Here is a 12402-nt window from a genome sequence, read left to right as displayed (position 1 = left end):
GAGGTGGCTCACCCCTCGCGAAGGGTGAACAGCTCCTCGACCGCGACGTCGAAGCGATTCGCGAGCTTCAGCGCCAGCTCCAGGCTCGGGTTGTACTTGCCCGTCTCGACGGCGTTGATCGTCTGCCGGGAGACTCCGACCTCGACCGCCAGCTCCGCCTGGGTCAGATCGTGTCGCGCACGGTAGACCCGGAGTTCGTTCTCGACCGGCATCAGATCCCGTGGAAGCGGTAGTAGGCGAGCGAGCCGATGTAGGCCGCGAACCCGAGCGCGAGCGCGACGGGCCACGCGAGTTCGAACCCGCCCCACGCCGCGACCCGCTCGGTGACCGCCGACGGCAGGAACATCCCGAAGGCGACGTAGCACGACGGGACGAGCACCATCGTCCAGAAGGCGTTGTACCCCGCGCGGTACTGGGTCTCCCGCACCCGCTCGTCGACCACGACGTCCGGGCGTTCGATCGCCCGATAGAGCCGGTAGCCGCCGCCGAGCATGACGAGCCCGATCGCGATCGACCCGACCCCGAGGGGCGTCTCGCCGAGCCAGATCAGCGCGAACCCGCCGAGCAGCCACAGCGGTGCGAGCAGGGCGACGAACCCGAGGCGGAGGATACCCAGCAGGTTACTCGTCTCGTCGTTCGAGAGGACCATGTCAACATTCCTTTACTCTCTGTCGATATAACTTTACGTGATCCGAGGTGTGCGGCCCTGCCGGTCCGCGATTCCCCGAACCGCAAGCGGGAGACCGAGCGACGGTCCGTCCTGCTTTCGGCAGGCCTAAAAATCGGAACGGTTAAATAAATTTAGGCTGGCCTAAATCCATGGCGCACGACGACGCGGGATACGGAGCACCGACGCGACGGGACTACCTGCGGTACGGCGGGGTAGCCGTCGCGAGCGGCCTGCTCGCGGGCTGTGTGGGATCGAGTGAACCGGAGGAGACGGAGACGACCGCGGCCACGGAGACGAGCGCCCCGACCGGGACCGAGACGGGGACGGGGACGGGAACGGAGACGGGCACGCCCGCTGGCGACGGCTCCCACTCGGTGACGATGGAGCCGGTCGGCACCGTCGAGTTCGAGTCGGTCCCCGAGCGGTGGATCGCCTACGACGGCGGCTACGCCGACATGGCCGTCGCGCTCGGGAAGGGGAGCGGTCTGACCGGTATCGGGAGTGCGGACCGCTACTACACCTACGTCTACGACGAGCTCCCCGGCGTGAGCGTCGACCTCGAGGCGATCGAGGCCAACCCGGAGGTCCGGACCAAAGAGGAGTTCTACGAGCTCGAAAACGACGTCCACCTTTACGACCCGGGGATGCTGATCAACTGGTTCGACTGGGACCGGGCGGACGTCGAGGAGGTGTCCTCGAACGTCGGCCCGTTCCTGGGCAACCTGATCTTCCGCCGGTCGGACGAGTGGCACGACTACCGCTACTACACGCTGTACGAGGCGTTCGAGACGGTCGCCGAGGTGTTCCAGGAGACGGAACGCTACGAGGTCCTGAAGGCGTTCCACGACGAGTTCATCGCCGACGTCCGAGCGGAACTCCCGCCGGCCGACGAGCGCCCGAACGTGTTCCTGACCTACGAGGGGACGGCCGAGCCCGAGACGTTCTCGCCGTACCGGCTCGACGACAGGGGGACGAGCAAGAAGCAGTGGCGCGACCTCGGGGTGACCGACGCGCTCGCCGGCACGGACATAGAGAACCTCAGCACGACCAACCGGGGGGAGCTCGACTACGAGAACCTCCTGGAGGTCGACCCGGACGTGATCCTCGTCCGGGGACACGAGCGCAAGTCCGCCGCGGAGTTCCGCGAGACCGTGCTCGCGTACATGCGCGAACACCCCCTCGGGCGCGAACTGACGGCCGTGCGGGACGGGCGCGTCTACCGCGGCGGCTACCTCTTCCAGGGGCCGATCCACAACCTGTTCCTGACCGAACGCGCCGCGAAACAGCTCTACCCGGACGTCTTCGGCGAGGTGGGCGGCGACGAGCGGCTGTTCGACCGCGAGCGGGTCGCGGAGATCGTCACGGGGGGATCCGAGTGACAGACGAGGATTCGGGTACACCCGACGGACCGACGCGACGGGACTACCTCCGGTACGGGGGCATCGTCGCAGGCGGCGCGCTCCTCGCGGGGTGTACGGGCGACGGCGGCTCCGGGTCGACTCCCGAACCGACCGGGAGCGACCCGGGGACGCCGACTCCGACGAAGTCGGCCACCGCGACCGGGACGGCGACCGGCGCCGACGTGTCGACCGAAGCGAGCGGCGACGGGAGCTACTCGGTGACGATGGCTCCCGCGGGTGAGGTGACGTTCGAGTCGGTCCCGGAGCGCGTGCTGGTCTACAGCCTGCTGTACGCCGACATGGCGGTCGCGTACGGGCACGGGGACGCGGTGAACTCGCTCGGGTTCGACGCCGAGGGGGGCGGGAGCACGCTCGACGCCTACTACGCGCGGCTCGACGGGGTCTCGTTCGACCGCGAGGGCCTCACCCAGCTCAATACCGGGTCGGGGAGCATCCGGGTCGAGAAGGAGCTGCTCTACGAACTCGACTCCGACCTCCACCTGATGGACCCCTGTCTGATGGCCTCGTTCGACGGCTGGGGGATGGCGGACGTCGAGGAGGTCCGCGAGAACGTCGCACCGTGGTTTGGCAACGTCTACAGCCGGCGGCACGGGCAGCCCCCCGAGCCGTGCCGGGACGACTACGAGTACTACACGCTCTGGGAGATCGCCGAGCGGGTTTCGCGGGTGTTCGGACGGCCAGCGCGGTACGAGGCGCTCGCCTCGGTCCACGATGGGCTGCTGTCGACGATCGAGTCGGACCTGCCGCCCGAGGGGGAACGCCCCGAGGTGGGGTCGGTCATCTACATGGACGAGACGTTCTACCCCGCGAAGATCGACGCGCCCGGGTTCGCGACCGCTCACGTCCGGCCGCTCGGCGCGCCCGACGCGTTCGTCGGCGAGGACGTGACGTACGAGACGTCGTACGACTTCGAGACGCTACTGGAGATCGACCCCGACGTGCTCCTCCACCGCTACGGTGTCAGCTCCTACTACGACGTGGCCGAGATCCGGCGGGCGCTCGAGGACCACCCCGTGGGGAGCCAGCTCTCGGCCGTGCGGAACGGCCGTGTGTACCCGTCGGGCCACCCGGTCCAGGGGCCGCTGATGAACCCCTTCCAGCTGGAGATGACGGCAAAACAGCTCTACCCCGAACGGTTCGGCGAATGGCCGACCTACACCGGGGGACCGTACCCCGAGATCCCCGAGGCCGAACGACTGTTCGACCGCGAGGAGGTCGCGAGCATCGTCAACGAGGGCGTCTGAGCGGGTGTCCGATCGATCTCCTCGTGGATCCGATCACTTATTTTAGGCCATCCTAAAAATCGTAACTACTATGTGTCTTTAGGTGGGCCTAAATCGTATGGACGGCGACGGGGGAGACGGCCCGACGGCCGAACGCGGGTCCACGTCCGTGGCGAGCGGCCGGTCGTCGTCTGGGGGAGAGCGCGGAACGATGACCGGAACACCGCTCGCCGACGTCCGCGGACGGATCGAGTCGCTGGCCAGTCCCGACGGGGAGTTCTACCTCCGCTGTGGGCGGACGGGCGACCGGCCAGTCCCCGCGGCGGGGCTACGTTTCGAAGCGCGGGCGACGGCCCGGCGTGCCGCCCGGGCAACCGAGCGGTACCGCGCGATGCTTCGCCGGTACGACCCGCGAGTCCCCCACTACGACGTGATCGTCCATCGGGAACCCGTCTCGGCAGGGTCCACGTCGATCGGCCCTCCCGAGGGGAGAGAGCGGGCGTCCCTCGACACCGCTCCCGGCGACGGTACACGAACGGGGGTGTGAGATGGTCGTCGAGACCTACGTCGACCGGGCGCGCGAACGTGTGACGGCGGAGCGGGAGGCCGTAGACGCCAAACACGAGGCGTTCGGGGCGTTCGCCGACCGGGTCGCGGAGCTCCCGACCGAGCAGTCCCCGGCACGGGGGGTGACGGCCACGGTCACCGCAACGGGCGCGCGGTTCCGTGCCGACGTGTCGACCGACGACGGCTGTCGGGCGGTCCGGAGGGCCTTCGCCGAGACGGTCCGCCCGCACAGCGTCGCCGACGAGGACGGGGGCGAGCCCCTGCTGGCGACCGTCCGCAAGGAGTTCACCGACGCCATCGCGGTCGCGCTCGCCCCGACGACCGGGACCACGTTCTCGGCCGGACTCGAGCGGTCGCTCGTCGCGGAGGTCGACGCCCGGCGGGCCGAGATCGCGACCACGAGCCGGGCGCTCGACCGGGAGCGCTCGCAACTCGCCGACGCCGCTGCCGCCGTCGACGGGATCACGGCGTGGATCGCCGACGCCGACGAGACGCCGCTCACCGACCTCGGGTTCGAGGCGCTCTCGCGCCGCCACCGGACGCTGGCGACCCACCGTGAGCGGTGCGAGGAACTCGCCCACGAGCGCCAGACGTTCCTCCGGGGGACGACGAGCCGAAGCGCCGAGGCGAGGGTCGGACACCGGAGCCTCGTCGGGTACCTCTACCGGGACTTCCCGGTCGAGCACCCGGTCCTGGCGACGGCCGCCCGCCTCGACGCCGTCTGCGCGGAGTGTCAGCGTGCCGTCCGCGATCACCTGGTCCGGAGGGCCTGACGCATGGGACGAGCGAACCGGCGGGAACGCGGACGACTGTGGGCCTGGATCTGCCTCGCCCTGTTCGACGGGGACGAGATCGAGTCCGGCCCGGGAGCGGCGCGTGACACGGAGGACGAACCGGCCGACGACCGGTCCGGGGAGTGATCGATGTCCCACGTACCGCGCCGCCGACGGCGTTCGACGGGGTATCCCCCCCTGGACGCGGAGACGAACCACCTTCGCGGCGTCCGGGCCGACCCGGACCGGCTCGTGGCTCGATGACCGAGGCGTCGCGGTATGTGCTCGTCCTGTACGTCACGGAACGACGGGGATCGCCACCCGTCCCTCCGGGCGAGGTCGCCGAGGCGATCGGCCGGTCTCCCGCCGCGACGACGGAGATGCTCCAGCGGCTCGACGACCGGGGGCTCGTGACCTACGAGCCCTACGAGGGGGCGACGCTGACGGACGAGGGGCGCGAGACCGCCGAGGAGCTCTACGAGACGTACGGCACGCTCTCGCGGTTCTTCCGCGACGTCCTCGGGCTCGAGGACTACCGGGAGGAGGCGATACAGCTGACGGGGACGATCAGCCCGACCGTGGCCGACCGGCTCGCGTCGATCCTCCCGTCCGAGGATGGGGACGAATTCGCGGAGGGGTCCGCGTCGGCGGTCCCCCCGGCGGAGGGCTTCGAGCTGCCGGGGACGGAACGTGAGAACACCTGGCACGGCAGCGACAGGGCTTAGCGCTCCCGCTCGTGAACGCTCGTACGATGGATCTCTCGGCCGTCGTCCGGGACCTGAACGAGGACCCGCATCGCCCGCGGAGCTTCTACGAGTACCCGTCGCTCTACGACTTCTTCCACTCGCGCACCCTCGACCGCGAGGCGCAGGTCCGGTTGCTGCGGCGGTTCGAACCGGCGGGGACCGACCGCGTCCTGGAGTTCGGCTGCGGGACCGGCCCGCTCCTCGCCCGCATCGAGGGGGAGTACGGGACGGTGCTGGGCGTCGACGCGAACGGGGCGATGCTCGACGTCGCCGCCGAGCGGGTGACGAGCGCGGCGGTCCGCCGGGCGGACTTCACCGAGTGGTCGGCCGCCGACGAGGGCCGGTCCTTCGACGTCGCGGCGCTGTTCGGCGGGCTCCTCCACCTCACCGAGGACGGGGACGTCGAGGCGTTCGCCGCGAACGCCCGCGACAGCCTCCGCGACGGCGGCGCGTTCGTGACTTTCTTCGAGCCGCTGTCCGAGGCGGTCGAGAACGGGGACGAGGGGACGACGACCGTCGAGTCCGACCGGTACACGGTCGAGCGCCACTCGGTCAGCGCGCTCACCTCCGCGCGGGGACACTACACCACGACGTACTGCTTCGTCGTCCGCGACGAGGAGCGTGGAGTGGAGGCGCGGATGGGGACGACCGTCGACGGGCGGTTTCACGACCCCGACCACCTCCGGGAGACCTTCTCCGCCGCGGGGTTCGGGACCGTCGAGGTCATCGACGGGGACGGTCCGACGCTACTCCACGCGGTGAGGTGAGCGGGATAGCGGTCTCCCAACCCTCTGTCGGGTCGTAACGACGGTTCGACCGGCTCGACCGTGACAGGTTGAGACCGGCCGAAAACCGAATCGCTTTTATTTTAGGTTTGCCTAAACGCCTCCGATGGCCGCTGGTACCCAGTCACGCCCGGAACGCGCGGTCGAGTCGGACTCGCCCGAGAGGCCCGAGGTGTCCGTCTGCGAGAGCTGCCCCGGAACGTCGATCTTCCTCGAATCGGGGAACACCGACGGCTGGATGGCGAGCGACCTGATCGTCGAGGTCCGCCGATGAGCCCGCCGGAGCCCGAATCCGAGCCCGAGCGGACGCTCATCCGCCCGGGCCGCGAGTTCGAGCAGGAGTACCGACTCGACGCGCGCGAGGCGGGCGAGTTCCTGATCAAGCTCGGCGAGCAGCTCCGCGACGGCGACGAACTCATCATCACCACCGACGAGTGGGAACTCCCGTTCGCGTTCGGCGAACCCGTCGAACTCGAGATCGACTACGAGGGCGTTGGCGAGCCCGAACTCGAGATAGAGATCGAGCTCCCGGGTCGAACCGATCAGAAAGCGCCCGACGTGGCGTAACGGGACGAAACGGGACCGCTCAGTTCGGCGTCAGTGCGTGGCCGATTCGAGGACCAGCGTGTCGTCCTCGAGGTAGTGTGCGATGATGTGGGCGTGTTCTTCGAGGACCTCGAGGTGTTCGCGCATCATCTCGCTGGTCGCGTAGTCGCCGAGTCCCTCGGCGAGCTCGATGTGGTCGCGGTAGCTCTCGATGATGTCGCCGTAGATGCCGAGGTCGTGCTCCAGGGAGGTCCGGATGTCGTAGACGTCCTCGTCCTCGGGCTCGACGGTGGCGGCCGCCGACAGCGTCGGCATGTTCGCGTGGGGGACGCCGCCGATGGCCTGGACGCGCTCGGCGAGCTCGTCGGCCGCCTCCTCGATGTCCTCGTAGGCCTCCTGGAGGAACCGGTGGATCGGGAGGTGCTCGGCACCCTCGACGTTCCAGTGATGCTTGTGGAGCTGGTGGAACAGGACGTAGGCGTCGGCCAGGTCAGTGTTCAGCGCCTCGATGATCTGGGCCGCCTTGTCCTTCTCGAGCCGAACCGGGTTGTCCTCGACGGTTCCCGCCTCCTGTCGTACCTCCTTCTGTGTGCTCATTGCATCCGTTCGTTGGCCCTCGATCCTAATATATCTTTTCAATCGACGAACAATTTTTCGTACGGCCTAAAACTTCGATCCCGGGAGGGGGTCAGTCGTTCGAGCGGCGACGCATTCCCTTCTGTCGGTCGCGAGGTGAGGTCGCCGATCGTCCCGACGCGCCATCGTCCGATCGCCCGGCCTCGGGAGGGCGTCTGGACTCCCCGGTGCGCCGCTCCATTCGTGGTGTCTCGCCAGACCTTTGTTCGACACTCCACCACCGACGACCATGCTGCCGTGGGTGGAGGAGTACTGGCTCGTCCGGTTCCTCTTCCAGCGCGGACTTGCCCTGCTCTACCTCGTCGCCTTTCTCGTCGCGGCCAACCAGTTCCGGCCGCTGGCGGGCGAGGACGGCCTCCTGCCCCTCGCGGAGTACGCCGAGCGGGCTACCTTCCGCGAGCGGCCGAGCCTCTTCTACGTCCTCCCCGACGACCGCGCGGTCGGCCTCGCGGCGTGGTCGGGCGTCGCCCTGTCGCTCCTCGCGCTGTTCGCCGGGCCCTACTGGCTGCCCGAACCGTACGCGCTCCCGGCGTCGATGCTCCTGTGGGGGGTGATGTGGGGGCTCTACCAGTCGTTCGTCAACGCCGGGCGGGTGTTCTACGGCTACGGCTGGGAGTCGATGTTACTGGAGACGGGCTTTCTCGCCGTCTTCCTCGGTGCGGGTGCCAGCGAGCCGCCGGTCGTCGTGATCTGGCTGCTCCGGTGGGTGCTCTTTCGCAACATGTTCGGGGCCGGGCTCATCAAGATCCGCGGCGACGACTGCTGGCGCGACCTGACCTGCATGGACTACCACTACGAGACCCAGCCGATGCCCAATCCCCTCTCCTGGTACGCACACCACCTCCCCGACCGCTTTCATCGGGCGGAGACGCTCGGGAACCACGTCGTCGAACTCGCGGTGCCGTTCCTCTACTTCGCCCCCGAGCCGTTCGCCGCCCTCGGGGGGCTGGCGACGGTGCTCTTCCAGTCGTGGCTCATGCTGACCGGGAACTTCTCGTGGCTGAACGCGCTCGCCATCGTCCAGGCGGTCGCGACGTTCAGCGACGGGCTGCTCGCCCCGGTGATGCCGCTCGCCGCCCCGGTGACCACGCCGACACCGCTCCCGCTGACCGTGCTCTCCGCGCTCGTCGCCCTCCTGGTGCTCGCCATGAGCGTTCGGCCCGTGGTGAACATGCTCTCCCCGGGACAGGTGATGAACACCTCGTTCGATCCGCTCCACCTCGTCAACACCTACGGCGCGTTCGGCTCGATCACCCGGGAACGCTACCAGCTCGTGATCGAGGGGACCGACGTGCCGGACCCAACCGAGGCCGACTGGCACGAGTACGAGTTCGAGGGCCAGCCGGTCCGGACGGACGAGCGCCCGCCACAGTGGGCACCGTACCACCTCCGGCTGGACTGGCAGCTCTGGTTCGCCGCGATGCGGCCACGACCCGGACCCCGTCAGCGGTGGTTCCTCGCGTTCCTGGAACGACTCCTGGAGGACGACCCGGGCGTCCGTGGCCTCCTGCGCTCCGTTCCGTTCGAGGACGGGCCACCGGAGCGGATACGCGTCCTCCGGTACCGCTACCGGTTCACGACACCCGAGGAGCGACGCGAGACCGGACGGTGGTGGGTCCGCGAGCGGGTCGGGACGTACGTCGAGTCGGCCTCGCTGGCGGACCTCCGTTCCGGGAGCGGCGGCCGCCGCGTCCGCTGATCGCTCGTCCCCCCCGTCGTCACTCGGTGGCCCCCGCCTCCCCTCGAAGTTCCGCCTGGGTTGTCGTGGCCGCGGTGGTCTCGTTGGCCGTCGCGGTTCCGGTGGGTGTTGCGGTCCCCGTAGTCGTAGTAGTGCCGTTGGCTGCCGTGGTTTCGGTGGTCTCGTCCGCCTCCGCGGTCTCCGTGTCGTCGCTCGGCTCCTCGGTGCCCCCGATGCTGACCGCCTCGATGTCGCCGTCGTCGGTCTCGGTCGGCGTCCCATCGCCCTCGCCGCCCCCACCGTCTCCGCCGTCCCCGCCGCCACCGCCGCCACCGCCGCCACCGCCGCCACCGCCGCAACCTGCCAGCATCCCGAGGACCCCGACCCCCGCTGTAGCCTTCAGGACGTCGCGTCGCGAAGCTCTGTCACGTCGGGTCACGCGCCACTTTGTCACACTTATACTATATTAATTTGTCCCCCGCGGGATCGCCCGGACGTGACCGATGCGATAGCGACCGGAGTCACCTCGAACCCCGATCCCTCGGCCTCCGCTCGTCCGTCCACGGATCGGTTCGTCCGGACCGCTCGTCCCCTTCGTCTCTCGCCGTTGTTCGCTGTCCCAATGCGTCCCGCCGTCGTTCCCGGACGCGGGCGCTGGCTCAGGCCTCCAGCGTCTCCAGCATCCGCTCGCGGATGACTCCCGGCGTCTCCTCGACGGTGTGCTGGCCGGCCATCGCCTGGCTGATGGTCTCGTTGAGGTCCGTCCACCGGAGCTGGTTGGTCCCGTCCAGGTCCCACGCGGCCCCCGTGACCGAGTACTGCGGGCCGTACTCCCTCGCAGCCTCGATCTGTGCCTGGTGCATCTGCACCGGGTCGTACTGCTCGAGGAGCTTCTGGTGGTACGGCGCGTAGGAGGGCAGGGAGGTGTATATCTCCCCGACCAGGGGGAGGATAAACGACTCGTTCGCGTTGGTGTAGTAGGCCAGATCCCAGGCGACGTCGGGGTGGTCGGAGTTCGCGAAGACCTGCTTCTGGGTCAGCAGGGCCCACGCGTGGCCGCCGTGCTGGCCCTCGTGGCCCGCGAGCTCCTCGATGCCGAACTCCTCGCCGTAGTTCGGGTCGAGCCTCGGGTGCGGCCCGGTCCAGACGTCGCCGTCCCAGCCGAACTCCACGCCCTCCTTGACGGTCTTCCACCGCTGGATGGTCGCCAGACAGGAGGTCATCGAGGCGACCTTGTCGGTCAGCATCAGGGGAGGGATCTCCTCGTCGTTCCGACTGGGCGCACTCGAACTGGAGTAGGACTTCGCCAGGTCGATCGTGTTCACGATCATCCCGTCGGTCCGGTCGGCCTCGCCGACCAGGATCTCGGGGTTCTCGGGGTCGCCACGGATCCATGGGTCCGCCCCCTCCGTGTAGGCCGTGCGGGCCTCCCCCCAGTAGGACTCGAGGTCGTTCGGAGCGCCCGTGGCCTCGAACGCGTGGACGTCCGGGAACTCCTGGTCGACCTTCTCGACGGCACGGCGGAACCCGGTCCACGTCTCGAGTTCCGAGGGATCGGATACGCCGGCGGACTTGAACAGCTCCGGACGGACACACATCATCGTCGTCCCCTGGCGGTTCTGCCCCGCCGACCACCACTGGCCGCGGAACTGTGCCGTCTCGCGGGTCGCCCCCGTCCAGTTGTCCGGGAGGTCCTCCGCCTCCTCGATGTAGCTCCCGTGGTCGACGACCCTGCCGTCCCGGAAGAAGCCGATCCCCGTCGCCCCGGATTCGGCGAGGTCGGGGGCGTTCCCCGCCGCGACGGTCGAGGAGATCTTGTTGTTGCGGTCGCCGTAGGAGACCACCTGGAGGTTCACCTCCACGTTCCCCTGCCTCGACTGGAAGTCCTCGATCCCGTCCTCGACGTGCTCCCTGGTCGCGCCCGACTCGGCGGCGAGACCGGACAGGAAGTCGATCCTGGCCGTCTCCTCGCCGCCCCCCTCCGTCGACTCCGCGGTCTCCGTGGCCTCCGTGCCGTCCTCCGGCTCCTCCGTCCCGCCGATACTGACGGCCTCGACGTCTTCGTCGGTGCCGGTCGGCGTCCCGTCGCCGTCGTCGCCACTGCCGCCGTCACCCCCGTCGCCACCGCCGGTACAGCCCGCCAGCATCCCGAGGGCACCGACACCAGCCAGTCCCGTCGTCTTCAGAACGTCGCGTCGCGAGGCCGCGTCGTCTCGAGACATGCGTTAACTCATCCTATTTATCCTATATTAATTTTCGTCACATTAGAGGGTACTGTTCGGGTATCACGAGATCGGTGCAGGGGATATCAGGTGCTACCGGATGCCCCGGGCCTCCCGGCCTCAACTCGCCGGCCGTGCGGGCCGGTACGCGGGACAGTGCCGGCACCCATCGTGCCTGGGTGGCGCTATTATCGAGACGACGGCCTCGTCCGGCAGTATACTCGACCCCGTCGCTGGAACCGTCCGATTGAACACTTCCCCGGGGAAAGCGAAACGACGTACGCTATGGACCGGCCCCCGGGAACGTTGGGACGCCGCCTGTGGCGCGCCGTGGAGGCCGAGCGGTTCGTCCGACTCGTCGTCGCCGCCGGGCTCGCCCTCGTCGCCGGGCTCTGGGTCGCGGCGCTCTCGACCGCGTGGACGCCACCGTGGTCGCTCGGTGTCGTGCTCGCACTCCTCGGGGTGGGTGGACTCGCCGCCGGGATCCGGAGCGAACTCGACTACCCCTGACCGTCGGCGCGCCACGCGACGGGTCCCCGCCGTCGGTACAGTAATATCACCTCGCCGATACTAGCTGTCGTATGGAGAAGGTAGCCGTCGACGACGTCGACCCGTCGGACCTGAACCCGGCGCTCCGCCCCCTGACCGACGCCCTCGGTGCCACGGACCTCGCGTTCAACCGCTACGACCTCGACCCCGGTGGGATGGTCTCGGGTGGCTACCACACCCACCACGACCAGGAGGAGGTGTTCTACGTGGTGTCCGGGACGGTCACGTTCGAGACCGGCGAACCGCGAAGCGGCTCGCGCGAGGCCGTCGACCTCGCTCTCGGCGAGGGGGAGGCGATCCGCTTCGCCCCCGGCGAGTTCCACCACGCATACAACGCGACGGACGACCCCGCGGTCGTCCTCGCCATCGGCGCGCCCGCCTACAGCGGCGAGGTCGAGTCGGTCAGGGAGTGTACGGACTGCGGCGAGGTGTTCAACCACCGTCGGCCGTCGGTCCTCGGTTCGGAGGACGGGGGCGGCCGGATACCGCCCGTCGAGTGCCCCCGGTGTGGGGGCGAGACGCGTCGGATCGGCCGGCCCGACTGACCGGCCGGCCCACCGAGCGGGATCCGCGGAGCCGAGTTCAC

Annotated in this window: 17 protein-coding genes; 12 read left to right on the top strand and 5 right to left on the bottom strand. The window is 69.1% G+C overall.

The window, feature by feature from the left end; genetic code table 11:
- Positions 1-8: 8 nt before the first annotated feature.
- Positions 9-212: a helix-turn-helix transcriptional regulator gene (locus WDJ58_RS22050; protein WP_338915465.1), complete on the bottom strand. Its 204-nt coding sequence runs from the start codon at positions 210-212 to the stop codon at positions 9-11.
- Positions 212-649, bottom strand: a complete 438-nt coding sequence (locus WDJ58_RS22045; protein ID WP_338915464.1) for a hypothetical protein — start codon at positions 647-649, stop codon at positions 212-214. The genes WDJ58_RS22050 and WDJ58_RS22045 overlap by 1 nt, the downstream gene beginning before the upstream one ends.
- 170 nt (positions 650-819) lie before the next feature.
- Here WDJ58_RS22045 and WDJ58_RS22040 point away from each other — a divergent pair, with 170 nt between their 5' ends.
- The 9 genes from WDJ58_RS22040 (at position 820) to WDJ58_RS22000 (ending at position 6752) form a co-directional block, all read left to right on the top strand.
- Positions 820-2049, top strand: coding sequence for an ABC transporter substrate-binding protein (locus WDJ58_RS22040; protein WP_338915463.1), 1230 nt, complete (start codon positions 820-822; stop codon positions 2047-2049).
- On the top strand, positions 2046-3335 hold the full coding sequence (locus tag WDJ58_RS22035) for an ABC transporter substrate-binding protein (protein ID WP_338915462.1): 1290 nt from the start codon (positions 2046-2048) through the stop codon (positions 3333-3335). Before WDJ58_RS22040 ends, WDJ58_RS22035 begins: the two co-directional genes overlap by 4 nt.
- A 190-nt stretch (positions 3336-3525) precedes the next feature.
- Complete coding sequence (locus WDJ58_RS22030) at positions 3526-3861, top strand: DUF7552 domain-containing protein (protein WP_338915461.1); 336 nt, start codon at positions 3526-3528, stop codon at positions 3859-3861.
- Position 3862: 1 nt separating this feature from the next.
- On the top strand, positions 3863-4654 hold the full coding sequence (locus tag WDJ58_RS22025; RefSeq protein ID WP_338915460.1) for a DUF7260 family protein: 792 nt from the start codon (positions 3863-3865) through the stop codon (positions 4652-4654).
- Positions 4655-4657: 3 nt separating this feature from the next.
- Positions 4658-4801 carry a hypothetical protein gene (locus tag WDJ58_RS22020; protein ID WP_338915459.1) on the top strand — a complete coding sequence of 48 codons (144 nt, stop codon included), beginning with the start codon at positions 4658-4660 and terminating at the stop codon, positions 4799-4801.
- A gap of 113 nt (positions 4802-4914) precedes the next feature.
- Positions 4915-5379, top strand: a complete 465-nt coding sequence (locus WDJ58_RS22015; RefSeq protein ID WP_338915458.1) for a metal-dependent transcriptional regulator — start codon at positions 4915-4917, stop codon at positions 5377-5379.
- Positions 5380-5405: 26 nt separating this feature from the next.
- Positions 5406-6167 carry a class I SAM-dependent DNA methyltransferase gene (locus tag WDJ58_RS22010; RefSeq protein WP_338915457.1) on the top strand — a complete coding sequence of 254 codons (762 nt, stop codon included), beginning with the start codon at positions 5406-5408 and terminating at the stop codon, positions 6165-6167.
- A 124-nt stretch (positions 6168-6291) separates the two neighbouring features.
- Entirely contained in the window at positions 6292-6459 is a 168-nt protein-coding gene (locus WDJ58_RS22005; protein ID WP_338915456.1) for a hypothetical protein, read from the top strand.
- Positions 6456-6752 (top strand): amphi-Trp domain-containing protein, encoded by a 297-nt coding sequence (locus WDJ58_RS22000; RefSeq protein WP_338915455.1) that lies wholly within the window; start codon positions 6456-6458, stop codon positions 6750-6752. The genes WDJ58_RS22005 and WDJ58_RS22000 overlap by 4 nt, the downstream gene beginning before the upstream one ends.
- A gap of 30 nt (positions 6753-6782) precedes the next feature.
- On the opposite strand, the gene dpsA is transcribed toward WDJ58_RS22000, so the two are convergent.
- Positions 6783-7328 carry a DNA starvation/stationary phase protection protein DpsA gene (dpsA, locus tag WDJ58_RS21995; protein WP_338915454.1) on the bottom strand — a complete coding sequence of 182 codons (546 nt, stop codon included), beginning with the start codon at positions 7326-7328 and terminating at the stop codon, positions 6783-6785.
- A gap of 268 nt (positions 7329-7596) precedes the next feature.
- Between dpsA and WDJ58_RS21990 the strand changes: the two genes are divergently transcribed.
- Positions 7597-9066 (top strand): lipase maturation factor family protein, encoded by a 1470-nt coding sequence (locus tag WDJ58_RS21990; RefSeq protein ID WP_338915453.1) that lies wholly within the window; start codon positions 7597-7599, stop codon positions 9064-9066.
- A gap of 19 nt (positions 9067-9085) precedes the next feature.
- Here the strand turns inward: WDJ58_RS21990 and WDJ58_RS21985 are convergent, their stop codons facing one another.
- Together WDJ58_RS21985 and WDJ58_RS21980 are read right to left on the bottom strand one after the other, a co-directional pair.
- Positions 9086-9484, bottom strand: coding sequence for a hypothetical protein (locus WDJ58_RS21985; protein WP_338915452.1), 399 nt, complete (start codon positions 9482-9484; stop codon positions 9086-9088).
- 220 nt (positions 9485-9704) lie between these two features.
- Positions 9705-11267, bottom strand: a complete 1563-nt coding sequence (locus WDJ58_RS21980; RefSeq protein ID WP_338915451.1) for a substrate-binding domain-containing protein — start codon at positions 11265-11267, stop codon at positions 9705-9707.
- Between the two features lie 306 nt (positions 11268-11573).
- Here WDJ58_RS21980 and WDJ58_RS21975 point away from each other — a divergent pair, with 306 nt between their 5' ends.
- On the top strand, positions 11574-11777 hold the full coding sequence (locus tag WDJ58_RS21975; protein ID WP_338915450.1) for a hypothetical protein: 204 nt from the start codon (positions 11574-11576) through the stop codon (positions 11775-11777).
- Between the two features lie 71 nt (positions 11778-11848).
- Positions 11849-12361, top strand: coding sequence for a cupin domain-containing protein (locus WDJ58_RS21970; protein WP_338915449.1), 513 nt, complete (start codon positions 11849-11851; stop codon positions 12359-12361).
- The last annotated feature ends 41 nt before the right edge of the window (positions 12362-12402 follow it).

Origin of the sequence: Salinirubellus litoreus, assembly GCF_037335815.1 — an archaeon.
Taxonomy (GTDB): Archaea; Halobacteriota; Halobacteria; order Halobacteriales; family Haloarculaceae; genus Salinirubellus; species Salinirubellus litoreus.
The sequence above is the reverse complement of the archived record's forward strand: the minus strand, read 5'-3'. Positions and strand labels throughout refer to the sequence as shown.